The sequence below is a fragment of the Streptomyces camelliae genome (assembly GCF_027625935.1).
Lineage (GTDB): Bacteria > Actinomycetota > Actinomycetes > Streptomycetales > Streptomycetaceae > Streptomyces > Streptomyces camelliae.
This window is the reverse complement of record NZ_CP115300.1, coordinates 2283838-2309762: the sequence shown is the minus strand read 5'-3', so window position 1 is coordinate 2309762 and position 25925 is coordinate 2283838. Positions and strand designations below refer to the sequence as shown.

Here is a 25925-nt window from a genome sequence, read left to right as displayed (position 1 = left end):
GACTTGGACCAGTTGACGTACCAATTGGTCTTCTCTGGCCACGTGGACGAGCGCGAGTACGTGCCCGCGATCGTCGCCGGGCCCAGCTGCGACAGCGACGACGCCTACGGCGACGGCCGGCACCCGGTACTCGTTCCCGCGTCCCTCGCCTCCGGCGACCCGGTGTGGATCCTGTCCGACGGCGCCTACGCCACCAACTACATGACCCAGGGCTTCAACGGCATCCGCCCGCTGCCCTGCTCCTGCGTCCGAGGCCAGGAAGGACACCACTGACATGCGAGACCTCATACGGGGCATCACCGAAGCCGACTGGCCCCAGGTCGCGGCCCTGGAGGCCGGGGCGTACGCGGGCACCTCGCTGACGGAGGGCGAGGCCGGGCTGCGGTCCCGGGCCTCGCCGGGCACCAGCTTCGTCCTGGACCAGGGCGGCCGGATCGCGGGCTACGTGCTGGCCCTGCCCTACCCGATGTTCCACTACCCCGACCTGAACCGGCCCGAGCCGGCGGTCCACCCCTCCTCCAACCTCCACCTGCACGACCTCGTCGTCTCAACACCCCTGCGTCGCAGGGGACTTGGCACCCGTCTGGTCCGCCATCTCACGGACGTGGCCCGCACCCGCGGCTTCGCGACCATCTCGCTGATCGCGGTCACCGGCAAGGAGCCCTTCTGGCGCGCCCAGGGCTACCGCGCCCACCCCGAGGCGAGCCTGACCCTGGGCATGGCAACGGCCGTGGCCTCCGCCCTGATCGTGACCCTGACGGCGATCTGGATTCCCTGGCGCGCCCGGGAATCCACCGGCCCGCGGACGGGGGACCGTGCGTCCCTTCCGGCCCACGAGAACGCGTGGGGCACCCATGGCCCTCCGGTCGTAGGGATCAAGGCCGGCGGCTTCCGGCCGGCACCTCCGAGGCCGCCGCCGAGACCAGCATGTCGAGCGTGCCGGCGATGTCGGGGCGCCGGCCCATGCCCATGTGGTACACGGCCTGGACGCTGCGCCGTACCGGGGTGGTCAGGGTGTGGACGCTCAGCTCCGGGGAGGGGGCCGGCAGTGCCGGCCGGGGGATGAGGGCCACTCCCGCGCGGCGGGTGATCAGCGCCGTCAGCACCGTGAAGTCGTTCGCCACGGCCACCGGCCGGGGCACGAATCCGGCTGCCCCGCAGGCGCGTTGGGCCATCTCGTGACAGGCCGTCTCGGGGCCCGGCAGCAGCCACGGGGCGTCGGCGAAGTGCCCGAGTTCGGCGGGGGCATCCGCGGACAGGCCGTGGCGGGCGGCGTCGGCCGGATGGAGGACGAGCAGCACGGGCTCCTCGAACAGCGCGCGCTGCTCGCAGCCCGGGGGAAGCGGGCGGGGCACCAGGCTGTAGGTGTGCGTGACGGCGATGTCGACCTGGTGCTTGCGCAGCGCGGCCTCGGCGGCGTGCGGTTCGTGCTCCACGACCTGGATGACCGGGGCGTCGGGCGGGGGCACCTGGCCGGGGTCGGGCCAGAGCCGGGGGAGCAGCGCGCGGGCGGCGGTGGGGAACGCCGCGATGCGCACGCTGCCGCGCTCGCCGCGCCGCATCGCCGCCAGGTCGGACTCGGCGGCGGCCAGGTTGCCCAGCACCACATGGGCGTGATCGACGAGGCGCTGCCCCTCCGCCGTGAGTTCCAGCCTGCGCCCGCGCTTGAGCAGCAGCGGTACGCCGGCCTCCTTCTCCAGGGCGGCCAGCTGCTGGGACACCGCCGAACCGGTGAGATGCAGCGCCTCCGCGGTGGCCGCCACCGTGCCCCGCGCGGCGAACTCGGCGAGCAGACGCAGTCGACGCATGTCCAACAAGTAGCTCGGCGGGCACCGCCGCCCTGATCGTCGCCACGGTCCCGGCGATCAGCGCGCTGCTGGCCGCGGCCTTCCTCGGCGAGCGGCTCGGCCCGGCCAAGATCGCCGGATCCCGCTGCGCCCTCGCCGGTACGGCCCTCATCGCCCTGACGGGCGGCGAGAGCGGCCACACCGCGGCGGCCTGGACCGTCCTCGCGGCCGCCGTGGCGCAGGGCGTGTACCACTTCGCCATCAAGCCGCTGCTGCGCCGCTACAGCGGCTTCGAGGTCGCCGCCTACGCGATGGTGGCCGGAACCGTCCTGCTGCTCCCGCTCGCTCCCGCCACGGCGCGTGCCGTGCCGGCCGCCCCGGCCGGCGCCACCCTGGCGGCGCTGTACCTCGGGGTCCTGAAGCCGGCCGCCGGATTCGTGGTCTGGGGCTACGCCATCGCCCGGCTCACGGTCACCGCCGCCACCGCGGCGCTGTACCTGGTGCCCGTGACCGCCCTCGTCGTCGCGTACGTGTGGCTCGGTGAGACGCCCGGACCCGTGGAGTACCTCGGCGGAGCCGTCACCCTCGCCGGTGTCGCGCTGCTCCACAGCAGACCCCGGGCCGGCGGGTCCGGCGGCGATCGGACCGCCGCCCGGCTGAGGTGTCCCCGCCCCCGCTCGCCGCCCGGTCGAGGCAGAGGACGATCCACTCCGCCGCCTGCCGGGCCGGCAGTGCCTGGCGCACCTGCCGGCGGAGCATGTTCCGCGACCGGCCCTGGAGCAACGGAGAGCGAGCGGGCCGAACTTGTCGGTCATCCGGCAAGGGGCCGTTCGACAATCCGGCCTTCATCGAGGTTCCTGGCAATGGCTGACGAGACCTACCCGTTCTGCAAGATCTTTCCAACGCAGCGTGCACTGGCTGAGGACCTTGGGGCTGCCGTCCTCGGCGAAGTGTTCCCCCGAGACGATCAGCGTGGCGGGTGGGGTCAGGAGAGTCCCGACGCCCGGAGGACCGCCTGCAGCGCCTCGTCGTCGATACGGTGGCCGAGCCGTTCCAGAACCTCGGCTCCCTGACGCAAGGTGCCGCTTTCCATGGAGCGGCGGACGCCCGTGTCGAGTTCGTGCCAGAGCAGCGGGTTGGCGGTGAGGACGCGGGGGTCGAGTTCCAGCCGGTTGCCGTGGACGTCCCGCAGGACCAGGTGCGAGGAGACGCCGTCGTATTGCCGTACGGCCGTCAGCGCGTCCGTGCGGACCAGGCGCCGGCGCCAGGGCGTGCGGACCGCCAGCCAGCCGGGGCCCGCACTCACCCGCTGGGGAAGCAGGACGGCGCACACCGCGGCCGACAGGGTGAGCCAGAGCAGGGCGCGCAGGGGCGTCAGGCTTCCGGCGTCCCAGTCGACCAGGAGGCTCAGGGCGCAGAACAGCAGGGCGCAGCTCACCGCGAGCCGGGCGCTGCCACGCCAGTGGCGGTCGCCGGCCGAGCCTGGCGGTCCGCTCCGTCGCATGACGCCGACGCTAGGCGCCCGTACCGGGTCCGGCGACCGCTGCTGACGCGGTCCTAGCGCCTACGGGGCGAATCTTGACGGGATCCTGACGCCCGTAACGGAGGTCGGTCCTCAGCCGGTGTGGACGCGGGGGCGCAGGGCCCGGTTCGGTTCCGCCTCGCGCAGGACCTCTCGGGTGACCGGGGCGACCTCGCCCTGGCCGAAGAGGAAGAAGCGCAGGAAGTTGGCGAAGGGGTTGCCCTCGGTCCACTCGAAGTAGATGTGCGGGGTGCAGCCGGTCAGGTCCCGGGCGTGCAGCACGAGGGCCGCCAGGGCGTTGGATATGGAGGAGGACTCCATGGTCAGGACGCGGTAGCGGTCGTGCAGGACCTCACCGCGGACGGTCAGGCTCTCCTCCTCGAACTCGGAGGGGTCGGTGACCGTGACCTCGACGAAGACGAAGTCCTCCTGCTCGGGCATGTCGTTGTCGGCGCGGATCTGCTCGACCTTGTCGTGGTACTCGGCCTTGTCGCGCCGGCCCGGCTCGTTGGCGATGAAGCGGAGCTTGCGGCTGGCCATGTCCCGGATGAATCGTTCCGCCATGGGGTCCAGTTCGACCTGCGTGACACGCAGCTCGAAGGCGCGGGCCAGCCGGGACAGCAGCGAGACCAGGATGATGGCGACGATGAAGCAGGCACCGATCTTCACACCGTCCGGGCGCTCGACGATGTTGGCACCGGTGACATAGAGCAGGACCGCGGTCACCACCGAGAAGCCGATGAGCCACCCGCGCTCCTTGGCCCGGTGGGCGGCGATGGCCACCGCGATCGAGGCCGAGGACATCAGGACCAGCACACCCGTGGCGTAGGCGCCGCCCTGCGCATCGACACTGGCGTCGAAGAGCCAGGTGATCAGGAAGGAGATCAGGGTGAAGACGATCACCATGGGGCGCACGGCGCGCGCCCACTGCGGCGCCATGCCGTAGCGCGGCAGGTAGCGGGGCATGAGGTTGAGCAGGCCGGCCATGGCGGAGGCGCCGGCGAACCACAGGATCGCGATGGTCGACAGGTCGTAGATCGTGCCGAAGGTGCCGCCGAGGTATTCGTGCGCCATGTAGGCGAGCGCACGGCCGTTGGCCTGGCCGCCCGTCTTGAACTCCTTCGCCGGGATCAGCACCGTGGTGATGAAGCTGGTGGCGATCAGGTAGATGCTCATGATCACAGCAGCGGTGGTCAGCAGCTTCCTGGTGTCCCGGATCCGGCCCTTGGGGTTCTCCTCGGTGTCGTCCTGGTCTCCCTGGATGTGCGGCATGACCGCGACGCCGGTCTCGAAGCCGGACACACCGAGCGCCAGCTTCGGGAAGACCAGCAGAGACACGCCGATCATGGCGAAGATGTTTCCGTGCTCGGCGGTCAGACCGTGGGTCCAGTCGGTGACCACATGGCCCGCCGTGGCCACGTGCCACAGACCGACGGCCACCACGACCGCGTTCAGGCCCAGGTAGACCACCACCAGGACGACCGCGACACCGATCGCCTCCGTGAAGCCCTTGAGGAACACCGCTCCCAGCAAGGCGACGAGGAACAGCGTGACCAGCATCTGCTGGTTGTGCAGCAGGCTGTTCACATGTGGGTTCTCCACCAGGTGGGTGGAGGCGTCGGCCGCGGACAGGGTGATGGTGATGATGAAGTCGGTGGCGGCGAAACCGAGCAGCGCCAGGACGAACAGCTTGCCCTTCCAGAAGGACAGCAGCCTCTCCAGCATCGCGATCGAGCCCTCACCCCGGGGGCTCTCCACGGCCACCCGGCGGTAGACCGGGAGAACACCGAGGAGGGTGACCACGACGAGCACGACGGTGGCCACCGGAGACAGCAATCCGGCCGCCAGCGCTGCGATGCCCGGCTGGTAGCCGAGGGTGGAGAAGTAGTCCACGCCGGTCAGGCACATCACCCGCCACCAGCGCTGTCCCTTGTGCGGGGACCCCGCCTCGGCGTACGGCCCCTGCTGGTGTCCCGCCCGGTCGGACTGACCCTCCAGCATCCACGTCCGCAGTCGGCTCGGCGGCGGGTGTTCGGTGGTGGCCATCGACGTGCTCTCCAGGTGTGCGGCTCAGCGGCTCAGTTGGGGTCCGGCCATCCCACGGACGGCGGCATCAGCTAAGCAGAGAGTGGCCCATGGGCACATGAGCGATCTCACCGAGCGCGTCAAGCTTCCGTTAAGACCCGGTCGCACCACAACTGGCGGCACATCAGGATCAAGAGACAACCATTGCGCAGGCGCAGGCGCAGGCGCAGGCGCAGGCGCAGGCTGGGCGGCCGCCGTCAAAGTGCCGTCAAACAAAGCTGATTCGCCATCAGGGAGCCTCAAGACGGGACAGGAGTTCAGGCGGTGGACGCCGCCCTTGCGCTGCACGACCGCGGACAGCGCCGCGAGCCACGGCATCCGCACGGCGATGAGCGTGGCCGCGACGGCGATGGCGACGGCGTACAGCGGCCAGGTGCGGTCGCCCGTCGGCCAGCGCCCGCACCTCGGCCGGGAGGGCCGGCCCGATGAGGCCGAACACCACGCTCTCCAGGAGGAACACGACCGTGCCGTGCACGGCGTGCAGCTGGAGTCTCATGCGGGCGTTGGTGAGCCGGTCGCCCCGGCCTCCCAGGTTCACCCCGGCGACCACGCACGAGGTCACTCCGGAGGGGGCGGCAATGCGCCACCCGCGCGCGAAGGCTGCCGACCGGACTTCCCGGCACGCCGCCTTCACCCTGTCGGTCCAGGTCACGTCAGACCGGTGTCAAGGTGACCGGGTTCGGCGCCAAGGAAGCGCTAAGACGTGTCCCGCACGGTTCTGGGAGGGGCTTCCTCAGGAGCAGCCCCTTTCATCATGGGGGAGTTGATCCAGTGAGCGGAGCGCATCGGCGGCGATGAGTGACGTACGGCCCGGACGACTGAAGGTCTACCTCGGCGCGGCCCCAGGGGTCGGCAAGACCTACCGGATGCTCGACGAGGGGCGCCGCCGTGCCGCGCGCGGGGCAGACGTGGTGGTCGGCTTCGTGGAGTGCCACGGACGGCCGCACACGGAGGCGATGCTCGACGGCCTTGAGGCCGTCCCGCGTGCCTCCTGCAGGTACCGCGGCGGCGGCTTCGAGGAGATGGACCTGGCCGCGGTGCTCGCCCGGCGCCCCCAGGTGGCGATCGTCGACGAGTTCGCGCACACCAACGTCCCCGGGGACGGACGCAACGCCAAGCGGTGGCAGGACATCGACGCCCTGCTCGCCGTCGGCATCGATGTGATCACCGCGCTGAACATCCAGCACCTGGAGTCACTCAACGACGTCGTCGAGAAGATCACCGACGTCCCGCAGCACGAGACGGTCCCCGACGAGGTCGTACGCCGGGCCTGGCAGATCGAGCTGGTGGACATGCCCCCCGAGGGGCTGCGCCGCCGCATGGCGCACGGCAACATCTACCCGCCCGAGAAGGTCGACGCGGCTCTCGCCAACTACTTCCGGCCGGGCAATCTCACCGCTCTGCGACAGCTGGCCCTGCTGTGGGTGGCCGACCGGGTGGACGAGGCGCTGCAGGAGTACCGCTCGCAGCACGGCATCGGCGGGGTGTGGGAGACCCGGGAACGGGTGGTCGTCGCCCTGACCGGAGGGCCCGAGGGCGACACGCTGATCCGGCGGGCGGCGCGGATCGCCGCCCGGTCGGCCGGCGGGGACCTGCTCGCGGTGCACGTGGCCCGCAGCGACGGCCTGGCCGACGGGGTCTCGGCTGCCTCCCTCGCCCGGCAGCGCCGGCTGGTGGAGGACCTCGGCGGCAGCTACCACTCGGTCATCGGCGAGGATGTGTCCGCCACCCTGGTGGAGTTCGCCCGTGCCGGGAACGCCACCCAGCTCGTCCTCGGCACCAGCCGCCGCGGCCGGCTGCAGCGTTTCCTGACCGGACCCGGCACGGGCGAGACCGTGACCGAGCTGTCCGGCGACATCGACGTCCACCGTGTCACCCACGAACGGGCCGGACGCGGCACCCTCCTGCCCTCCCGGCGCCGCACCTTGTCCAGGGCCCGGCTGATCGCCGGCCCCGTGGCCGGGCTGGTGCTGCCCGTGCTGCTCACGGCCGTGCTCGCCCAGGTGCGCGGCACGCTGGACCTGACCAGCGAGGCGCTGTTGTTCCTGCTGGCCGTGGTCGGTGTGGCGTGCATAGGTGGGGTCGCCTCCGCAGTGGTCGCCTCGGTGACGGCGTCACTGCTGCTGAACTACTGGTTCATCCCGCCCATCGGCTCCTTCGCCCTGAAGGACGCCAACGCCGTTCTGGCGCCTTCCGTGTTCGCGGTCGTCGCGGCGACCGTGGCCGGGGTCGTGGACCGCTCGCTGCGGCTGTCCCGGCGCTCGGCCCGTGCCACCGCCGAGGCCGAGACCATGTCCTCGCTGGCCGGCACCATCGTGCGCGGCGAGGCGACCATTCCAGCCCTGCTGGAGCGGACCCGCGAGACCTTCGGCATGGAGTCGGCGGAACTGGCGGACGAGCCACCGGACACCGACGGCGCCACCTTCGTACCGGCCGGTCCGGGTGCGTACCTGGTGTTGCGCGGCCGTACCCTCTCCTCCTCCGAGCGGCGGGTGCTGGCCGCGTTCGCCGCGCACGTCGGCTCGGCGGTGGAGCGGGCCCGGCTGGCCGAGGCGGCGGCCGAGGTGGAGCCGGTGAAGGCCGCCGACCGGCTGCGCACAGCTCTGCTGCGGGCCGTCGGCCACGACCTGCGCACCCCGCTGGCCGCCGGCTGGGCCGCCGTCGGCTCGCTGCGCAGCCGCGACGTCGAGTTCTCGCCCGAGGACCGCGACGAGCTTCTCGCCACGGCCGACGAGTCCATGGCCAAGCTGAACCGCCTGGTGGAGAACCTGCTCGACCTCAGCCGTCTGGAGGCCGGCGCCCTCACCCTGAACCTGCGCCCGACCTCCCTGGACGAGGTCCTGCCCACGGCGCTCACCGACATCCCGGGGGTCGAGGTGACGGACGTGGAGGACATCCCGGCCGTGCTGGCCGACCCGCCGCTGCTGGAGCGGGTGATCGCCAACCTGGTCGGCAACGCCGCCCGCCACACCCCGCCGGGACAGAAGGTCGTGGTCACTGCCAGTGCCCTGGCGGGCCGGGTGGAGCTGCGGGTCGTGGACCGGGGGCCGGGACTGCCGCAGACCGATCGGGAGCGGATCTTCGAGCCGTTCCAGCGGCTCGGTGACAGCGACAACACCACCGGACTCGGTCTCGGCCTGGCCCTCGCCCGGGGCCTGACCGAGGCGATGAACGGCAGCCTCGGCCCCGAGGACACCCCTGGCGGCGGCCTGACCATGGTCGTCTCGCTGCCGTTCGCGGAGCAGGCCGTAGGGGTCGAGCCTGGCCCCTCAGGGCCCGGCCGGCCCTGACGGCCGGCCCGGCCGCCCCTTCGACATCAATGCCTCGGCGGACATCGAGACCGCGGTGCTGCTGCCGGTCGTCGGCGTGATCGTGTCGCGGCTCGCGGCTCGCGCCCGCAGGTCCGCACGGAGTTGACCGACCTGCTCGGCCTGCGCGCCTGCCGCTTCGAGTACGGCACCCGCATGGGACGCCCGCCGGACCCTGGCCGACCAGACGGAGGCCGCGCTGGACACCGGGCGGCTGGACATCCTCATGACGCGGACTGCGGTCACCGACCGGTATGGATCACCAGCCGTAAGAGTTCCGTCAAAGCCGTGGGCGCGGCCGTAAGGGGGCCGTCAACGGGTGACCGGATCCGGCCAGAGAGGCGGTTTCCTCTAAGCGTCCATGTTCCACAACCGAACCTCTTCAGGAGTCAACGATGGCCGATCTGGCCTTCGTCGCCATCATGGTCGCGGTCTTCGCGCTGGTGGCTCTCGTCGCCCGGGGGGTGACGAAGCTGTGACCGCCGAGAACATCGTCGGCCTGGTCGTGGCCGTCGCCCTGCTGGGTTACCTCGTCCTCGCCCTGATCTTCCCGGAGAGGTTCTGAGCGCAGACATGGGTCCCGTACTTGCTGACGTGCTCTTCGTGACCGCGCTGATCGGCGCGCTCGCGTTGGTGCACCGTCCCCTCGGCGACTACATGGCCGCCGTCTTCCAGTCCAAGAAGCACCTGCGCGTCGAGCGGTGGATATACCACTCCGTGGGAGCCGACCCCGATGCCGAGATGCGCTGGCCGGCCTATCTGCGCGGGGTGCTCTTCTTCTCCGCCGTCAGCGTGCTGTTCCTGTACCTGCTCCAGCGGGTGCAGGACAAGCTGCCGCTGTCGCTCGGTTTCAAGCCGATCAGCCCGGACCAGGCGTTCAACACGGCCGCCTCCTTCGTGTCCAACACGAACTGGCAGTCGTACTCGGGCGAGGTGGCGATGAGCCACGTCACCCAGACGATGGGTCTGGCCGTGCAGAACTTCGTGTCGGCGGCCGTCGGTATCGCGGTCGCGGTCGCGCTGGTGCGCGGCTTCGCCCGGTCCCGCACCGGCGACCTGGGCAACTTCTGGGCCGACCTGGTGCGCTGCATCATCCGGATCCTGGTCCCGCTCTCCGTGATCGCGGCCGTGGTCCTGATCGCCTGCGGTGCCATCCAGAACTTCGGCGACATCCACCACGTCACCACCCTCACCGGTCAGAAGCAGGCCATCAGCCCCGGCGCGGTGGCGTCGCAGGAGGCCATCAAGGACCTGGGCACCAACGGCGGTGGCTTCTTCAACGCCAACAGCGCGCACCCCTTCGAGAACCCCAACGGCTTCACCAACTGGCTGGAGATCTTCCTGCTGTTGGTGATCCCGTTCTCGCTGCCGCGCACCTTCGGCAAGATGGTCGGCTCGGTCAAGCAGGGCTACGCGATCCTCGCCGCGATGGGCATCATCTGGTTCCTCGCCGTGGTCGCCGTGACCTGGCTGGAGTACGCCCACCCGGGCACCGCCTCGCAGCTGGCGGGCGGCGCGATGGAGGGCAAGGAGCAGCGGTTCGGCGAGGGCAACTCATCGGCCTTCGCCGTGTCGACCACGATGACCTCCACCGGTTCGGTGGACGCCTTCCACGACTCCTTCGGCGGACTGTCCGGCGGTGTGCTGCTGCTCGGCATGATGCTGGGCGAGATCGCGCCCGGCGGCACCGGCTCCGGCCTCTACGGCATGCTGATCATGGCGATCATCGCCGTGTTCATCGCCGGTCTGATGGTGGGTCGTACGCCCGAATACCTGGGCAAGAAGATCGGCGCCCGCGAGATGAAGCTGGCCGCCGCCTACATCCTGGTCACTCCGGCCCTGGTGCTGATCGGCACGGCGCTGGCGATGGCACTGGGCAAGGGGCAGTCGGCGATGCTGAACTCCGGCGCGCACGGCTTCTCCGAGGTGCTGTACGCCTACACGTCCGCGTCCAACAACAACGGCTCCGCGTTCGCCGGATTCGCCGCGAACACCGAGTACCACAACACGATGCTCGGCCTGTGCATGCTGCTCGGCCGGTTCGTGCCCATGGTGTTCGTGCTGGCGCTGGCCGGCTCGCTCGCCGAGCAGCAGCCGATCCCGGCCACCGCGGGCACCCTGCGTACCGAGAAGCCGCTGTTCACCGGCCTGCTGGTGGGCGCGATCCTGATCATCACCGGTCTGACGTTCTTCCCGGCCCTCGCGCTGGGCCCGCTGGCCGAAGGGTTGGCGTGATGACCACCAACACCTCGAAGACAGAGACCGAGAAGCAGGACTCCATGTCCACACCCACCCTCGCGCCCCACCAGGACGCGCCGACCGGGCACAAGGCTCCCGAAGGCCGTGTCGGCGGCGGCCTGTTCGACCCCAAGCAACTGGTCACGTCACTGCCCGACGCCTTCCGCAAGCTCGACCCACGGGTGATGGTCAAGTCCCCCGTGATGTTCGTGGTCCTCGTCGGCTCCGTCCTGACCACGGTGTTCTCCTTCCAGCACCCGGGCGACTGGTTCGGCTGGACGATCAGCGCCTGGCTGTGGCTGACGGTGATCTTCGCCAATCTGGCGGAGGCGGTCGCCGAGGGCCGCGGCAAGGCGCAGGCCGACACTCTGCGCAAGGCCAAGACCGATACCGTCGCGCGCAGGCTGCTCGCGGACGGCACCTCCGAGGAGGAGGTGCCCGGCACCGAGCTGACCATCGGTGACCTGGTGGTCTGCGAGGCCGGCGACATCATCCCCGGTGACGGCGATGTCGTCGAGGGTGTCGCCTCGGTGGACGAGTCGGCCATCACCGGCGAGTCCGCTCCGGTCATCCGGGAGTCCGGCGGTGACCGGTCCGCGGTCACCGGCGGTACGAAGGTGCTGTCCGACCGGATCGTCATCAAGATCACGACGAAGCCCGGCGAGACCTTCATCGACCGGATGATCAACCTGGTCGAGGGCGCCGCCCGGCAGAAGACGCCCAACGAGATCGCGCTGAACATCCTGCTCGCCTCGCTGACGATCGTCTTCCTGCTCGCGGTGGCCACCCTGCCGCCGTTCGCCGACTACGCGCACTCCAAGCTGAGCATGGTCGTGCTGGTGGCCCTGCTGGTCTGTCTGATCCCGACCACGATCGGCGCCCTGTTGTCCGCGATCGGCATCGCGGGCATGGACCGGCTGGTGCAGCGCAATGTGCTCGCCATGTCGGGGCGTGCGGTCGAGGCCGCCGGTGACGTGTCGACCCTGCTGCTGGACAAGACCGGCACCATCACCCTCGGCAACCGTCAGGCCGCCGAGTTCGTGCCGGTGCGCGGGACGGCGGAGGCCGAGCTCGCGGACGCGGCCCAGCTGTCCTCGCTGGCCGACGAGACCCCCGAGGGCCGCTCCGTCGTCGTACTGGCGAAGGAGAAGTACGGGCTGCGCGAGCGGCACCAGGGCGAGCTGGCCGGTGCCGAGTGGATCGAGTTCACCGCCCAGACCCGCATGTCGGGCGTGGACGTGGACGGCCGGAAGATCCGCAAGGGTGCGACCGCCTCGGTCGTGGCCTGGGTGCGGGAGCAGGGTGGCGAAGTCGCCCAGGATGCCCAGGAGTTGACCGACCGCATCGCTCAGGCCGGTGGCACTCCGCTGCTGGTCGCGGTCGAGGATGCCGACGGCGCCCGCGTCCTGGGTGTCATCCACCTGAAGGACGTCGTCAAGGAGGGCATGCGGGAGCGGTTCGAGGAGCTGCGCCGCATGGGCATCAAGACGGTCATGATCACGGGTGACAACCCGCTGACCGCCAAGGCGATCGCCGAGGAGGCCGGCGTCGACGACTTCCTCGCCGAGGCCACCCCCGAGGACAAGATGGCCCTCATCAAGCGGGAGCAGGCCGGCGGCAAGCTGGTCGCGATGACCGGTGACGGTACGAACGACGCGCCCGCGCTCGCCCAGGCGGACGTCGGCGTGGCGATGAACACCGGTACGTCGGCCGCCAAGGAGGCCGGCAACATGGTCGACCTCGACTCCAACCCGACCAAGCTGATCGAGATCGTGGAGATCGGCAAGCAACTCCTCATCACGCGCGGCGCGTTGACGACGTTCTCCATCGCCAACGACGTCGCGAAGTACTTCGCGATCATCCCGGCGCTGTTCGCGGCGGTCTACCCGGGCCTGGACAAGCTGAACATCATGCACCTGGCCTCGCCCAACTCCGCGATCCTCTCCGCGGTCATCTTCAACGCGCTGATCATCGTCGCGCTGGTGCCGCTGTCCCTGAAGGGCGTGCAGTACAAGCCGGTCAGCGCCGACAAGATGCTCCGCAGGAACCTCGGCATCTACGGTCTGGGCGGCCTGATCGCGCCGTTCATCGGCATCAAGATCATCGACCTGCTCATCTCGCTCATCCCCGGGATCGGGTGAAGGACATGAACAACTCCTTTGTGAACTTCGGCCGTATGACGTGGGCCGCCCTGCGCATGCTGCTCGTCCTCACCGTCGTGACCGGCATCGTCTATCCCCTCGTCGTCACCGGCATCGGTCAGGCGGCCTTCCACACCAAGGCCGACGGTTCGATGGTCAAGGTCGACGGCAAGGAGGTCGGCTCCTCGCTGATCGGCCAGAGCTGGAACATCAAGGGCACCGACAAGCCGGACCCGAAGTGGTTCCAGGGACGGCCGTCCAACAGCAACTACGATCCGTTGGCCACCGGTTCCGGCCAGCTCAGCGCCAGTAACCCCAAGCTGGTGCAGATGGTGAAGGACGCGAAGAAGCAGGTCGCCGAGTTCAACGGCGTACCCCAGTCCGAGGTGCCCAAGGACGCGGTGACCGGCTCCGCCTCCGCGATCGACCCGGACATCTCCCCGGCCTATGCCGACATCCAGGTGGGCCGCGTGGCCAAGGCGAACGGCCTGCCCGTCGCCCAGGTGCAGAAGCTGGTCAAGGAGCACACCGACGGCCGCACTCTCGGATTCATGGGTGAGCCGCACGTCAACGTCCTGGCGCTCAACATCGCGCTCAAGGACCTTCTGGCGAAGCAGTGACGGGATGACGCGACATGCGCGGGAGTCGGCGGCCGCGGGGAAACCCCGGGTCCGTCGACTCCCGCTGTCATGACGACAGGAGAGGCACACACCCATGACCAGGGTGCTCGTGGTGGAGGACGACCCGCAGCTCGTACGGGCCCTCGTGATCAACCTTCAGGCACGCCAGTACGGCGTCGACGCCGCCTCCGACGGTGCCACCGCGCTCCGGCTGGCGGCGGCCCGCCAACCGGACGTGGTCCTGCTCGACCTCGGCCTGCCCGACATGGACGGCGTCGACGTCATCAGGGCCCTGCGCGGCTGGACCCGCGTCCCGATCATGGTCCTGTCCGCACGTCAGTCGTCCGACGAGAAGGTGGCGGCCCTCGACGCGGGCGCCGACGACTACGTCACCAAGCCGTTCAACATGAACGAGCTGCTGGCCCGGCTGCGAGCGGCCGTCCGCCGCACCGGGGACACCCCGCTCGTCCCGGAGACGACGCTGGTCGAGACGGCGGACTTCACTCTCGACCTGCTGGCCAAGAAGGCCGCACGGGACGGGCGGGACGTCCGGCTGACCCCGACCGAGTGGCATCTGCTGGAGATACTGGTGACGAACCCCGGCCGGCTCATCACCCAGAAGCAGCTGCTCCAGGAGGTGTGGGGCGTCTCCCAGAGCAGCAAGACCAACTACCTGCGCGTCTACATGGCCCAGCTGCGGCGCAAGCTGGAGTCGGACCCCTCCCACCCCCGCTATCTCATCACCGAGCCCGGCATGGGCTACCGCTTCGAAGGGTGAACATGGCACGCGGCAAGCTCCGGATCTACCTCGGCGCGGCACCCGGCGTCGGCAAGACCTACGCGATGCTGTCCGAGGCGCACCGCCGAGTGGAGCGGGGCACCGACTGTGTCGTGGCCTTCGTGGAGCACCACGGCCGGTCGCGCACCGAGGTGATGCTGCACGGCCTGGAGCAGGTGCCGCGCAAGGAGATCGAGTACCGGGGCGGCGTCTTCACCGAGATGGACGTGGACGCCGTTCTCGCCCGCCGTCCGCAGGTGGCCCTCGTGGACGAGCTGCCGCACACCAACGTCCCCGGCTCGCGCAACGCCAAGCGCTGGCAGGACGTGGAGGAACTGCTCGCCGCCGGGATCGACGTCATCTCCACGGTCAACATCCAGCACCTGGAGTCACTCGGCGATGTCGTGGAGTCGATCACCGGGGTGCGGCAGCAGGAGACCGTCCCGGACGAGGTCGTACGGCGGGCCGACCAGATCGAGCTGGTCGACATGTCCCCGCAGGCCCTGCGCCGCCGGATGGCGCACGGCAATATCTACCAGCCGGACAAGGTCGACGCGGCCCTGTCCAACTACTTCCGCCCCGGAAACCTCACCGCGCTGCGGGAGTTGGCGCTGCTGTGGGTGGCCGACCGGGTCGACGAGTACCTCAACGCCTACCGCAGCGAGCACCGGGTCTCCAAGATCTGGGGTTCGCGCGAGCGGATCGTGGTCGGGCTCACCGGCGGCCCCGAGGGCCGCACCCTCATCCGCCGGGCCGCACGCCTGGCCGAGAAGGGCGCGGGCGGCGAGGTCCTGGCCGTCTACATATCTCGCAGCGACGGCCTGACCTCCGCCTCACCGAAGGAACTCGCCGTCCAGCGCACCTTGGTGGAGGATCTGGGCGGCACCTTCCACCACGTGGTCGGTGACGACATACCGGCCGCTCTGCTGGACTTCGCGCGCGGTGTGAACGCCACCCAGATCGTCCTCGGCGTCTCCCGCCGCAGGAGCTGGCAGTACGTCTTCGGTCCCGGCGTCGGCGCCACGGTCGCCCGGGACTCCGGCCCCGACCTCGACGTCCACCTCATCACGCACGACGAGGTGGGCAAGGGCCGTGGACTACCCGTCGCCGCCAGGGGCGCGCGGCTCGGCCGGGCCCGGCTCATCTGGGGATGGCTGGCCGGAATCGCCGGACCGCCGCTGCTGACCTGGCTGCTGAGCAGTGTCGTCCCCGACATCGGGCTCGCCAACGACATGCTGCTGTTCCTGACGATGACGGTGGCGGCGGCGCTGCTCGGCGGGCTCTTCCCCGCGCTGGCCTCCGCGGTGGTCGGATCCGCCCTGCTGAACTGGTACTTCACCCCGCCGGTCCACACCTGGACGATCGCCGATCCGAAGAACATCGTCGCCATCGCCGTCTTCTTCGGCGTCGCGGTGTCGGTGGCCTCGGTGGTGGACCTGGCGGCCCGGCGCACCCACCAGGCGGCCCGGCTGCGCGCCGAGTCGGAGATCCTCTCCTTCCTCGCCGGAAACGTCCTGCGCGGCGAGACCACCCTGGAAGCACTCCTGGACCGGGTCCGCGAGACCTTCGGGATGGAGTCGGCGGCCCTGCTGGAACGCGAGAACGACGTCGCTCCCTGGACGTGCGCCGGCAGCGTCGGCCCCCGCCCCTGCGCCACCCCCGACGCGGCCGACGTGGACGTCCCGGTCGGTGACCACCTGACTCTGGCCCTCTCCGGACGCGTTCTGCCCGCCGAGGACCGCCGTGTGCTGGCCGCTTTCGCGGCTCAGGCCGCCGTCGTGCTGGACCGCCAGCGGCTGCAGCAGAAGGCCGGCGAGGCGAAGGCCCTGGCCGAGGGCAACCGCATCCGCACCGCCCTGCTCGCCGCCGTCAGCCACGACCTGCGCACCCCGCTCGCCGGCATCAAGGCCGCCGTCACGTCCCTGCGCACGGACGACGTGGAATGGTCCGAGGCGGATCAGGCGGAGTTCCTGGCGGCCATCGAGGAGGGCGCCGACCGCCTGGACCACCTCGTCGGCAACCTGCTCGACATGTCCCGCCTCCAGACCGGCACCGTCACACCGATCATCCGCGAGACCGACCTCGACGAGGTGATCCCCATGGCGCTCGGCGGCGTACCCGAGGACAGCGTCGACCTCGACATCCCGGAGACGCTGCCCATGGTCGACGTGGACCGCGGCCTGCTGGAACGCTCGGTCGCCAACGTCGTGGAGAACGCGGTCAAGTACAGCCCGCCGGGCGAGCCGGTGCTGGTCTCGGCCAGTGCCATGGCCGACCGCGTGGAAGTCCGGGTCGTGGACCGCGGCCCCGGCGTCCCGGACGAGGCCAAGTCCCGCATCTTCGAGCCCTTCCAGCGTTACGGCGACTCACCGCGCGGCGCCGGCGTCGGCCTCGGCCTCGCGGTGGCCCGCGGCTTCGCGGAGGCCATCGGCGGCACCCTCAACGCCGAGGACACCCCCGGCGGCGGCCTCACCATGGTCCTCACGCTGCCCACGGCACCCGGGCGCCGCCCGGAGGAGCCCGAGCGCACGTCCGCCGTCACGGCATGAGCGGCCGGGCCCCGCAGGAGTGCCGGCATGCCCACCTGCGGGGCACCGAGGGCTGCTCGGCCTACTTGCCGACCCGAGACATGTGGTACTCGTTGTAGCGATCCCCCTGGACCCCGACCGAGTGGGCACGGCGGATGGTCTCCGCACCGGCCTCCGAGAGCCTGAAGCAGCGGACCTTGCCCTCCTGCACGAGCTCGCCCACCGTGCCGGCGACGTCCTCGATGGGCACCCCCGGATCGACGCGGTGCTGGTAGAACAGGTCGAGCCGCTCCACCCCGAGCCGTTTGAGGGAGGCCGCGGCGACCGCGCGGATCTGCTCGGGCCGGCTGTCGAGTCCGACAGGGGCACCGTTCTCGATGCGGAATCCGAACTTGGTGGCGATCACGACCTGGTCGCGCACGGGAGCAAGGGCCTCATCGACAAGCTCCTCGTTGACATAGGGGTCGTACACCTCCGCCGTGTCGAAGAAGGTGCCCCCGCGGTCGACGGCACCCCGGAGCACATCGATCATGTCGCTCCGGTCACCAGGATTCGGGCCGTAACTCTGGGACATTCCCATGGCGCCGAGGCCGATGGCAGAGACGCGCAGGTCGCGTCCGAGCGTACGTGTGTGCATGGTTTCTCCATGCGTGGAGCCGGCGGACGAGGGCGATGCTCGGGGAGTCGGACGGCTTCTCGAAGGTCATGCTCACCGCGTGATCAAGCATCGCATCGGAAGGACGCGTTGTGAGGGGGGAAGGAGATGTCCCAGGCACGCCATCAACCGGGTATCCGGTTCAGCCCTCAGCGGCGTTCCACAGCTCCCTGAGTTCCGCCCAGTTCGGTGCCGGGCCGCGCAGCGCGGTGGGCCCATCGGCGGCCGGGGTGCACAGCCCGGCGAGGACCAGGTCCAGGTACCGCAGGTGGAGCGCGGTGGCGCGCTTGTCGGTGACGGGGATCCGCGCGGTGAGGTGTTCGAGCAGCAACGGAACGTCGGCGGAGGTGAAGTCGGCGCGCAGCACTCCTGCTCGGTGGGCGCCGTCCACCAGGTCGTCGAGGGCGGCCCGGAGGTGGGCGGCGGCGGCCACGATCTCGTCCGTGGCCGGCAGCCGGCCACCGACCAGGGGGAGCAGCGGACCGCCGGCTCCCTGGGCCGAGAGCGCGTCGCGCAGGAAGCGGGTGAAGGCCGCCCAGGGGTCGGGCTCCTCGGTGAGCGCCGTGCGTGCCTGGGCGACGAGCTGTTCCATCCCCACGATGCGCATCCGCTGAGCCAGCAGTTCCTTGCTGGGATAACGGCGGTAGAGGCTGCCCATGCCGATGCCGGCCCGGCGGGCGATCTCCGAGACGGGGGCGTCCCAGCCGAGCTCGGCGAAGACCTCGCGTGCGGCCTGCAGGAGGCGGGCGTCGTTGCGGTCCGCCTCCCGCCGCCGGCCGCGTGGTCTGCCCGTCTGCGTGTCACCCATGGCAGGCATTCTCCTCTACGGCCGTGCCACGCCGTGCCCGCCGTCGACGGTGAGCACCTCGCCCGTGACGAAGCCCGCTTCCTCGCCGACGAGCATGGCGATCGCCCGGGCCACGTCCTCCGGTTCGGCGACTCGCCCCAGAGGGGTGTTCGCCGCCAGCCGCCGCTGGAACTCCTGCGGCATGCGTGCGCTGCTCTCCGTGCGGACGTAGCCGGGTGCCACGACGTTGACGGTGATGCCCAGGGGACCGGCCTCGTAGGCGACGAAGCGGGCGAAGGTGTTCAGGGCGGCCTTGGCCGTGCCGTGGGCGGCCATGCCCGGGGCGGGCGGACCGTCGGCCACGGCACTGGAGACATACACGATCCGGCCCTGCCCCTGGGCGCCCATGAGCCCCAGTGCCCGCTGGGTGAGCGTGTAGACGGATGCCAACTCGTCCGTCACCTTGGTCCGGAAGTCGTCCCAGGCGAGGGTCCGCACCGGGGTGGGGGTGAAGCGGGCACCGGCGTTGCAGACCAGGACGTCCAGGCGCCCCTCGGGCGCGGAGCGCTCCAGCAGGTCGGCCGCCTGACCGGGGTCGTACACGTCGGCCTGCACGGCGAAGGCCTCACCGCCGTCGGCCTCGATGAGCTTGACCACCTGGTCGGCCGCCGCACGGTTCGAGAAGTAGTTGACGGCTACGCGGTAGCCGCGAGCCGCGAGTTCCCGGGAGGTGGCCGCGCCGATTCCCCGGCTGCCGCCGGTCACCAGGGCTGTCGGCTTGGTCGTGGCGTTCATGTGTCCTCCCGCGTCGGTGTGATCCGTCGCTCCAACCTATCGGAGCGGAGCGCTCCGCTCAAAATTTGCCCGCGAGGGGGAATCGGTCCTCCCGGCACCGCGTTGTCCGCAGACATGAGCGAAGCAGTAGTAGCGCGTGCCTACGGCGGTCCGGACGTGCTGTCGGTGATCGAAGTCGCCGTACCGGAGCCCGGTCCGGGCCAGGTGCGCATCGAGGTCCGTGCCGTCGGCGTCAACCCCGTCGACCACAAGGTGTACAGCGGTGCCTTCGGGACCGATCCGGCGAACCTGCCGATGCGGCTCGGTGCCGAGGCGGCCGGTGTGGTGACCGCGGTCGGCGCGGGCGCGACCGGACCCGCCGGCCCGATAGCGGTCGGCGACGAGGTGATCGTGTACCGAGCGCCCGGCGCGTACGCCACCGAACTCGTCGTGCCGGCCTCGTCAGTGGTGCCCAAGCCCGCCGGTCTCTCCTGGGAGCAGGCCGGCGGGCTGATGGTCGCCGGCGTCACGGCCGTACACGTCCTCGAAGCGATCGGCCTGCGCGAGAACGACTCGGTGCTGATCCACGGCGCCGCCGGAGGAGTCGGCCTGATGGCCGTGCAGCTGGCCGTGGAGCGCGGTGCCACGGTGCTGGGCACGGCGAGCCCGGCCAAGCACGAGGTGCTGCGTGAGCTGGGCGCGATTCCGGTCGCGTACGGGCCGGGTCTGGCCGACCGGGTACGTGCGGCAGCGCCGGCGGGCGTCCAGGCGGCGGCCGACCTGGTGGGCACCGACGAGGCGGTGGACGTCTCGGTGGAGCTCGTGGCGGACCGGTCCCGCATCGCGACGATCGCGGCGTTCGAGCGCGGCGCCGGAGCCGGGATCAAGCTCCTGGGCGGTGGGCCCGGCGCGGACCCCGGCGCGGAGATCCGCGCCGCCGCGCGCCTGCGGCTCACCGAAGCCGCGGCGGCCGGGCGGCTGCGCGTCCTGATCGCCGGCAGCCACCCGCTCCGCGAAGCCGCTGCCGCCCATCGGCGGATCATGGCCGGGCACACGACAGGGAAGATCGTCCTCGTCCCGTGACCCAGCCGTCTCAGGAGAGGAGACGGGGGAGCGTCCGCAACGCAAGCGGTACGCGGTGAAGCGCTGCCTTCGCTCGCGGTGGTCGGAGCGGCCGGGAGCTGCGGCACACACCTGCCTCGGGCGGCCCGGCGGGCGCCCTTCAGAGCCCGTGCCGTGGTGCACGGGCCGACCGGGCGTCGACGCGTCGCCGGCCTGGGCGTGCACGAGGTCTCCGAGGCCGATCTCGCGGATCCCGACGCCGTCCGTCAGGCGCTGGAGAACGCCGACTTCGTGTACATGATCCCTCCGGCGTTCCATCCGGAGGAGGACCTCTTCACCCTGCTCACCCTCCACGCCGTCGCCCCCGTCCAACTGGTCCGCGCAGCGCTGCCCGGGATGCTCTCGGCAGAGGAAGGAGCCGTCGTCACCGTCGCCTCACTCCTCGCGTTCAACGCGGGCGGCGCGGACCCGCGCTTGCCCCGGCGCACCCTGTACCTCGCCGCCGAGGCCGCCACCCTGGGGTTCACCCGCACGCTCGCCGGTGAACTCGCCGGCACCCCGGTCCGCGTCCAGGTGGTCTGCCCCGGCGTCGTGGCCACGGACTGGAACAACGGCGCCGGCCGCGACCTGCCCTGGGCCATGTCACCCGAAGACGTGGCCTCGGCCGGCCTGGCCGGGCTCCGCCTCGGCGAGGCCGTGTGCGTGCCGGGGCTGGAGGGCCAGGCCGCGGCCTTGGACGCCCTGCTCGCGGCGGGGACCGCGCTGCTCGCCGGCGGCAACCGGCCGGCCCTCGCGGCTCGTTACACGGACTCCCGGGCATAGAGTCTCAGGCTGTGATCATCTGACCCCCCCGGAGGTTGCGCCTCCGGGGGATGAGATCGCAGGGCAAGAGCCCGCCTCGGCCCGAGTCCCAGAGAAGTCCCAGGGGAGCCGCCGCACTTCCCTCTGCCTTGCGTTTCCGCAGGTCAAAGCTGCTGCGGCGACTCGTTCCTGGCGGGCACTCAGATATCCCGGAAGGTCTCGATCTGCGCCCCGATCGAGTTCAGCCGCTCGGCGAGGTCCTCGTAACCCCGGTTGATGACGTACACGTTGCGCAGCACCGACGTACCCTCGGCCGCCATCATCGCCAGCAGGACGACCACGGCGGGGCGCAGGGCGGGCGGGCACATCATCTCGGCGGCGCGCCAGCGGGTCGGGCCCTCGACCAGGACGCGGTGCGGGTCGAGGAGCTGCAGGCGGCCGCCGAGGCGGTTGAGGTCGGTCAGGTAGATCGCGCGGTTGTCGTAGACCCAGTCGTGGATGAGGGTCTTGCCCTGCGCGACCGCCGCGATGGCCGCGAAGAACGGGACGTTGTCGATGTTCAGGCCCGGGAAGGGCATGGGGTGGATCTTGTCGATCGGCGCCTCCAGCTTGGAGGGGCGGACCGTGAGGTCGACCAGGCGGGTACGGCCGTTGTCCGCGCAGTACTCGGGGCTGCGGTCGTGGTCGAGGCCCATCTCCTCCAGGACCGCCAGCTCGATCTCCAGGAACTCGATGGGCACGCGGCGCACCGTCAGCTCCGACTCGGTCACCACGGCGGCGGCCAGCAGGCTCATCGCCTCGACCGGGTCCTCGGAGGGGGAGTAGTCCACGTCGACGTCGATGTTCGGCACGCCGTGCACGGTCAGCGTGGTCGTGCCGATGCCCTCGACCTTGACCCCGAGGGCCTCCAGGAAGAAGCACAGGTCCTGGACCATGTAGTTGGAGGAGGCGTTGCGGATGACCGTGACGCCGTCGTGCCGGGCGGCGGCCAGCAGCGCGTTCTCGGTCACCGTGTCGCCGCGCTCGGTCAGCACGATCGGGCGGTCGGGGCGGACCGCGCGGTCGACCCGCGCGTGGTACTGCCCCTCGGTGGCGGCGATGTCCAGGCCGAACCGGCGCAGCGCGATCATGTGCGGCTCGATGGTCCGTGTACCGAGGTCGCAGCCCCCGGCGTAGGGCAGCTTGAAGGCGTCCATGCGGTGCAGCAGCGGGCCGAAGAACATGATGATCGAGCGGGTGCGTACGGCGGCCTCCGCGTCGATCGCCGCCATCTCCAGCTGCGCCGGCGGCACCAGCTCCAGGTCGACGCCGTCGTTGATCCAGCGGGTGCGCACGCCGATGGAGTTCAGCACCTCCAGCAGGCGGTACACCTCCTCGATGCGCGCGACCCGGCGCAGCACCGTGCGCCCCTTGTTGAGCAGCGAGGCGCACAGCAGCGCCACGCAGGCGTTCTTGCTCGTCTTCACATCGATGGAGCCGGACAGCCGGCGCCCGCCGACCACGCGCAGATGCATCGGACCCGCGTACCCCAGCGACACGATCTCACTGTCCAGGGCCTCACCGATGCGGGCGATCATCTCAAGGCTGATGTTCTGGTTCCCCCGCTCGATCCGGTTGACCGCACTCTGGCTGGTGCCGAGCGCCTCCGCGAGCTGCGTCTGTGTCCAGCCCCGGTGTTGCCGGGCGTCACGGATGAGCTTGCCGATGCGCATGAGGTAGTCGTCTGCCATGAGGTTGAGGCTATCTCAGATATGAGATGGCGCCCGTCAGGGGGGTCCATTCGGGTGACGGCACGTCAGTGACCAGCGAAAGTGCGGAGGATGTCCGGCGTCCGGGTGATTCGTCCGTAGAACTGTGATAGTTCCGGACGTGTGGGACATGTCGGGTGCCGTTCGCCGAAAAGCGGCAGGGCGCGGCGGGGTCCGGCATGACCATCCGGCGGCCATGTACTAGAGTTATCTCGACATCGAGATATCTGCCAGGCGCACCGCACCCGCCACCCGCTAAGGGTTACCTAACTTAGTCGTACCTTAGTGGATCGGTCCAGCCGGCGTGGCGGCACGATTGACGGTGGTACGCGCACATCAATGAAGGAGACTGTCGTGTCGGCGAACAGCTTCGACGCCCGCAGCACGCTGCAGGTGGGCGACGAGTCGTACGAGATCTTCCGGCTGGACAAGGTGGAGGGCTCGGCCCGCCTGCCGTACAGCCTCAAGGTCCTGCTGGAGAACCTGCTCCGCACGGAGGACGGCGCGAACATCACCGCCGACCACATCCGTGCCCTCGGCGGCTGGGACTCCCAGGCCCAGCCCAGCCAGGAGATCCAGTTCACGCCGGCTCGCGTGATCATGCAGGACTTCACCGGCGTTCCCTGCGTCGTGGACCTCGCCACCATGCGTGAGGCCGTCAAGGAGCTCGGCGGCGACCCCGCCAAGATCAACCCGCTGGCCCCGGCCGAGCTGGTCATCGACCACTCCGTCATCGCCGACAAGTTCGGCACCAACGACGCCTTCAAGCAGAACGTCGAGCTGGAGTACGGCCGCAACAAGGAGCGCTACCAGTTCCTGCGCTGGGGCCAGACCGCCTTCGACGAGTTCAAGGTCGTCCCCCCGGGCACCGGCATCGTCCACCAGGTGAACATCGAGCACCTGGCCCGCGTCGTCATGGTCCGCGACGGCAAGGCCTACCCGGACACCCTGGTCGGCACCGACTCGCACACCACGATGGTCAACGGCCTCGGCGTCCTCGGCTGGGGCGTCGGCGGCATCGAGGCCGAGGCCGCCATGCTCGGCCAGCCGGTCTCCATGCTCATCCCGCGCGTCGTCGGCTTCAAGCTCACCGGCGAGCTCCAGCCCGGCACCACCGCCACCGACCTCGTGCTCACCATCACCGAGATGCTCCGCAAGCACGGTGTGGTCGGCAAGTTCGTCGAGTTCTACGGCGAGGGTGTGGCGGCCACGAGCCTCGCCAACCGCGCCACCATCGGCAACATGTCGCCGGAGTTCGGCTCCACCGCTGCGATCTTCCCCGTGGACGACGAGACCCTGAACTACCTGCGCCTGACCGGCCGCACCGAGCAGCAGGTCGCCCTCGTCGAGGCCTACGCCAAGGAGCAGGGCCTCTGGCTGGACCCGAAGGCCGAGCCCGACTTCTCCGAGAAGCTGGAGCTGGACCTCTCCACGGTCGTCCCGTCCATCGCCGGCCCGAAGCGCCCGCAGGACCGCATCGTCCTCGCGAACGCCGCCGAGCAGTTCAAGCTGGACGTCCGCAACTACGTGGACGACGCCGACGAGGCGGGCAAGGAGTCCTTCCCGGCCTCCGACGCCCCGGCCGTCCACCCGAACGGCTTCCCGTCCAACCCGGTCCCGGTGACCGCCCCCGACGGCACCACCTACGAGCTGGACCACGGTGCGGTGACCGTCGCGGCCATCACCTCCTGCACCAACACGTCCAACCCGTACGTCATGATCGGCGCCGCCCTGGTCGCCAAGAAGGCGGTCGAGAAGGGCCTGACCCGCAAGCCGTGGGTCAAGTCCACCCTCGCCCCGGGCTCGAAGGTCGTCACCGACTACTTCGAGAAGGCCGGCCTCACCCCGTACCTGGACAAGCTCGGCTTCAACCTCGTCGGCTACGGCTGCACCACCTGCATCGGCAACTCCGGCCCGCTGCCGGAGGAGGTCTCCAAGGCCGTCAACGACCACGACCTCGCCGTCACCTCGGTCCTGTCCGGCAACCGCAACTTCGAGGGCCGGATCAACCCCGACGTCAAGATGAACTACCTGGCGTCCCCGCCGCTGGTCGTCGCCTACGCCATCGCGGGCTCCATGAAGGTGGACATCACCCGTGACGCCCTGGGCATCGACCAGGACGGCAACCCGGTTTACCTGAAGGACATCTGGCCGACCGAGGCCGAGGTCAACGAGGTCGTCGCGGCCGCCATCGGCGAGGACATGTTCGAGAAGTCCTACGCGGACGTCTTCGCGGGCGACGCCCAGTGGCAGTCCCTCCCGGTCCCGACCGGCAACACCTTCGAGTGGGACCCGCAGTCCACCTACGTCCGCAAGCCCCCGTACTTCGAGGGCATGGGCATGGAGCCGGCCCCGGTCGAGGACATCGCCGGCGCCCGGGTCCTCGCCAAGCTGGGCGACTCGGTCACCACCGACCACATCTCCCCGGCCGGTGCCATCAAGGCCGACACCCCGGCCGGCCAGTACCTCACGGAGCACGGCGTCGAGCGCCGCGACTTCAACAGCTACGGCTCCCGCCGCGGCAACCACGAGGTCATGATCCGCGGTACGTTCGCCAACATCCGCCTGCGCAACCAGATCGCGCCGGGCACCGAGGGCGGCTACACGCGTGACTTCACGCGGGCCGCCGAAGGTGAAGGAGGTGCCCCGGTCTCCTTCATCTACGACGCCTCGCAGAACTACCAGGCCGCCGGCATCCCGCTGGTCGTCCTGGCCGGCAAGGAGTACGGCTCCGGCTCGTCCCGCGACTGGGCCGCCAAGGGCACCGCGCTCCTCGGCGTCAAGGCCGTCATCGCCGAGTCGTACGAGCGCATCCACCGCTCGAACCTCATCGGCATGGGCGTGCTCCCGCTCCAGTTCCCGGAGGGTGCCTCCGCCGAGTCCCTCGGCCTGACCGGCGAGGAGACCTTCTCCGTCTCCGGCGTCACCGAGCTGAACAACGGCACCACCCCGCGCACGGTCAAGGTCACCACCGACACGGGCGTCGAGTTCGACGCGGTCGTCCGCATCGACACCCCCGGTGAGGCCGACTACTACCGCAACGGCGGCATCATGCAGTACGTGCTGCGCAACCTGATCCGCAAGTGATCGC

General features: G+C 70.4%; 20 protein-coding genes and 1 pseudogene. 13 read left to right on the top strand and 8 right to left on the bottom strand.

Features of this window, described 5'->3' with window-relative positions; all coding sequences use genetic code 11:
* Positions 1 to 42 precede the first annotated feature (42 nt).
* The gene (locus tag O1G22_RS10395) at positions 43 to 273 is read left to right on the top strand and encodes a hypothetical protein (protein WP_428986343.1); all 231 of its coding nucleotides are present in this window, start codon (positions 43 to 45) and stop codon (positions 271 to 273) included.
* Between the two features lies 1 nt (position 274).
* Positions 275 to 682: pseudogene (locus O1G22_RS10390) on the top strand (GNAT family N-acetyltransferase); the annotation flags it as partial.
* Between the two features lie 193 nt (positions 683 to 875).
* Here the strand turns inward: O1G22_RS10390 and O1G22_RS10385 are convergent.
* Complete coding sequence (locus tag O1G22_RS10385) at positions 876 to 1808, bottom strand: LysR family transcriptional regulator (RefSeq protein WP_270081093.1); 933 nt, start codon at positions 1806 to 1808, stop codon at positions 876 to 878.
* 32 nt (positions 1809 to 1840) lie between these two features.
* Between O1G22_RS10385 and O1G22_RS10375 the strand changes: the two genes are divergently transcribed.
* A complete protein-coding gene (locus O1G22_RS10375; RefSeq protein ID WP_333492479.1) occupies positions 1841 to 2860 on the top strand; it encodes a DMT family transporter in 1020 nt (339 codons plus the stop codon).
* Here O1G22_RS10375 and O1G22_RS10370 read toward each other — a convergent pair.
* Together O1G22_RS10370 and O1G22_RS10365 are read right to left on the bottom strand one after the other, a co-directional pair.
* Positions 2773 to 3291, bottom strand: a complete 519-nt coding sequence (locus tag O1G22_RS10370; RefSeq protein ID WP_270081092.1) for a hypothetical protein — start codon at positions 3289 to 3291, stop codon at positions 2773 to 2775. The genes O1G22_RS10375 and O1G22_RS10370 overlap by 88 nt on opposite strands.
* A 111-nt stretch (positions 3292 to 3402) precedes the next feature.
* Positions 3403 to 5355 (bottom strand): APC family permease, encoded by a 1953-nt coding sequence (locus O1G22_RS10365; RefSeq protein ID WP_270081091.1) that lies wholly within the window; start codon positions 5353 to 5355, stop codon positions 3403 to 3405.
* Between the two features lie 833 nt (positions 5356 to 6188).
* On the opposite strand from O1G22_RS10365, the gene O1G22_RS10360 reads away from it, so the two are divergent.
* Entirely contained in the window at positions 6189 to 8684 is a 2496-nt protein-coding gene (locus O1G22_RS10360; protein WP_270081090.1) for a sensor histidine kinase, read from the top strand.
* On the opposite strand, the gene O1G22_RS10355 is transcribed toward O1G22_RS10360, so the two are convergent.
* Positions 8664 to 8930, bottom strand: coding sequence for a hypothetical protein (locus O1G22_RS10355; RefSeq protein WP_270081089.1), 267 nt, complete (start codon positions 8928 to 8930; stop codon positions 8664 to 8666). The genes O1G22_RS10360 and O1G22_RS10355 overlap by 21 nt on opposite strands.
* A gap of 247 nt (positions 8931 to 9177) precedes the next feature.
* On the opposite strand from O1G22_RS10355, the gene kdpF reads away from it, so the two are divergent.
* From kdpF to O1G22_RS10325, 6 genes are all read left to right on the top strand, one after another.
* Entirely contained in the window at positions 9178 to 9267 is a 90-nt protein-coding gene (gene kdpF, locus O1G22_RS10350; RefSeq protein ID WP_016434100.1) for a K(+)-transporting ATPase subunit F, read from the top strand.
* 8 nt (positions 9268 to 9275) lie between these two features.
* Positions 9276 to 10937, top strand: coding sequence for a potassium-transporting ATPase subunit KdpA (gene kdpA, locus O1G22_RS10345; RefSeq protein WP_270081088.1), 1662 nt, complete (start codon positions 9276 to 9278; stop codon positions 10935 to 10937).
* The gene (kdpB, locus tag O1G22_RS10340; RefSeq protein ID WP_270081087.1) at positions 10937 to 13081 is read left to right on the top strand and encodes a potassium-transporting ATPase subunit KdpB; all 2145 of its coding nucleotides are present in this window, start codon (positions 10937 to 10939) and stop codon (positions 13079 to 13081) included. Before kdpA ends, kdpB begins: the two co-directional genes overlap by 1 nt.
* 5 nt (positions 13082 to 13086) lie before the next feature.
* A complete protein-coding gene (gene kdpC, locus O1G22_RS10335) occupies positions 13087 to 13701 on the top strand; it encodes a potassium-transporting ATPase subunit KdpC (protein WP_270081086.1) in 615 nt (204 codons plus the stop codon).
* A 94-nt stretch (positions 13702 to 13795) separates the two neighbouring features.
* Complete coding sequence (locus O1G22_RS10330) at positions 13796 to 14479, top strand: response regulator (protein WP_270081085.1); 684 nt, start codon at positions 13796 to 13798, stop codon at positions 14477 to 14479.
* A gap of 2 nt (positions 14480 to 14481) precedes the next feature.
* Positions 14482 to 17028 (top strand): sensor histidine kinase, encoded by a 2547-nt coding sequence (locus O1G22_RS10325; protein WP_270081084.1) that lies wholly within the window; start codon positions 14482 to 14484, stop codon positions 17026 to 17028.
* Between the two features lie 61 nt (positions 17029 to 17089).
* On the opposite strand, the gene O1G22_RS10320 is transcribed toward O1G22_RS10325, so the two are convergent.
* The 3 genes from O1G22_RS10320 to O1G22_RS10310 all read right to left on the bottom strand — a co-directional run bounded on the left by O1G22_RS10320 (position 17090) and on the right by O1G22_RS10310 (position 19244).
* Positions 17090 to 17644, bottom strand: coding sequence for an aldo/keto reductase (locus O1G22_RS10320; RefSeq protein ID WP_270081083.1), 555 nt, complete (start codon positions 17642 to 17644; stop codon positions 17090 to 17092).
* Positions 17645 to 17804: 160 nt separating this feature from the next.
* Entirely contained in the window at positions 17805 to 18470 is a 666-nt protein-coding gene (locus tag O1G22_RS10315; protein ID WP_270081082.1) for a TetR/AcrR family transcriptional regulator, read from the bottom strand.
* A gap of 15 nt (positions 18471 to 18485) precedes the next feature.
* On the bottom strand, positions 18486 to 19244 hold the full coding sequence (locus tag O1G22_RS10310; protein ID WP_270081081.1) for an SDR family oxidoreductase: 759 nt from the start codon (positions 19242 to 19244) through the stop codon (positions 18486 to 18488).
* A 114-nt stretch (positions 19245 to 19358) separates the two neighbouring features.
* On the opposite strand from O1G22_RS10310, the gene O1G22_RS10305 reads away from it, so the two are divergent.
* Positions 19359 to 20306 carry a quinone oxidoreductase family protein gene (locus O1G22_RS10305; protein WP_270081080.1) on the top strand — a complete coding sequence of 316 codons (948 nt, stop codon included), beginning with the start codon at positions 19359 to 19361 and terminating at the stop codon, positions 20304 to 20306.
* A gap of 78 nt (positions 20307 to 20384) precedes the next feature.
* On the top strand, positions 20385 to 21107 hold the full coding sequence (locus O1G22_RS10300) for an SDR family NAD(P)-dependent oxidoreductase (RefSeq protein ID WP_270081079.1): 723 nt from the start codon (positions 20385 to 20387) through the stop codon (positions 21105 to 21107).
* A gap of 179 nt (positions 21108 to 21286) precedes the next feature.
* Here O1G22_RS10300 and O1G22_RS10295 read toward each other — a convergent pair whose 3' ends face one another.
* Entirely contained in the window at positions 21287 to 22816 is a 1530-nt protein-coding gene (locus O1G22_RS10295; protein ID WP_225095545.1) for a helix-turn-helix domain-containing protein, read from the bottom strand.
* A 357-nt stretch (positions 22817 to 23173) separates the two neighbouring features.
* Between O1G22_RS10295 and acnA the strand changes: the two genes are divergently transcribed.
* Positions 23174 to 25921: an aconitate hydratase AcnA gene (gene acnA / locus O1G22_RS10290; protein ID WP_270081078.1), complete on the top strand. Its 2748-nt coding sequence runs from the start codon at positions 23174 to 23176 to the stop codon at positions 25919 to 25921.
* Positions 25922 to 25925: the final 4 nt, after the last annotated feature.

Coding starts and splice junctions, on each gene's coding strand:
- O1G22_RS10385 (WP_270081093.1), bottom strand. CDS start 1,808: ATGCGTCGACTGCGTCTGCTCGCCGAGTTCGCCGCGCGGGGCACGGTG.
- O1G22_RS10370 (WP_270081092.1), bottom strand. CDS start 3,291: ATGCGACGGAGCGGACCGCCAGGCTCGGCCGGCGACCGCCACTGGCGT.
- O1G22_RS10365 (WP_270081091.1), bottom strand. CDS start 5,355: ATGGCCACCACCGAACACCCGCCGCCGAGCCGACTGCGGACGTGGATG.
- O1G22_RS10360 (WP_270081090.1), top strand. CDS start 6,189: ATGAGTGACGTACGGCCCGGACGACTGAAGGTCTACCTCGGCGCGGCC.
- O1G22_RS10355 (WP_270081089.1), bottom strand. CDS start 8,930: ATGAGGATGTCCAGCCGCCCGGTGTCCAGCGCGGCCTCCGTCTGGTCG.
- kdpA (WP_270081088.1), top strand. CDS start 9,276: ATGGGTCCCGTACTTGCTGACGTGCTCTTCGTGACCGCGCTGATCGGC.
- kdpB (WP_270081087.1), top strand. CDS start 10,937: ATGACCACCAACACCTCGAAGACAGAGACCGAGAAGCAGGACTCCATG.
- kdpC (WP_270081086.1), top strand. CDS start 13,087: ATGAACAACTCCTTTGTGAACTTCGGCCGTATGACGTGGGCCGCCCTG.
- O1G22_RS10330 (WP_270081085.1), top strand. CDS start 13,796: ATGACCAGGGTGCTCGTGGTGGAGGACGACCCGCAGCTCGTACGGGCC.
- O1G22_RS10325 (WP_270081084.1), top strand. CDS start 14,482: ATGGCACGCGGCAAGCTCCGGATCTACCTCGGCGCGGCACCCGGCGTC.
- O1G22_RS10320 (WP_270081083.1), bottom strand. CDS start 17,644: ATGCACACACGTACGCTCGGACGCGACCTGCGCGTCTCTGCCATCGGC.
- O1G22_RS10315 (WP_270081082.1), bottom strand. CDS start 18,470: ATGGGTGACACGCAGACGGGCAGACCACGCGGCCGGCGGCGGGAGGCG.
- O1G22_RS10310 (WP_270081081.1), bottom strand. CDS start 19,244: ATGAACGCCACGACCAAGCCGACAGCCCTGGTGACCGGCGGCAGCCGG.
- O1G22_RS10305 (WP_270081080.1), top strand. CDS start 19,359: ATGAGCGAAGCAGTAGTAGCGCGTGCCTACGGCGGTCCGGACGTGCTG.
- O1G22_RS10295 (WP_225095545.1), bottom strand. CDS start 22,816: ATGGCAGACGACTACCTCATGCGCATCGGCAAGCTCATCCGTGACGCC.
- acnA (WP_270081078.1), top strand. CDS start 23,174: ATGAAGGAGACTGTCGTGTCGGCGAACAGCTTCGACGCCCGCAGCACG.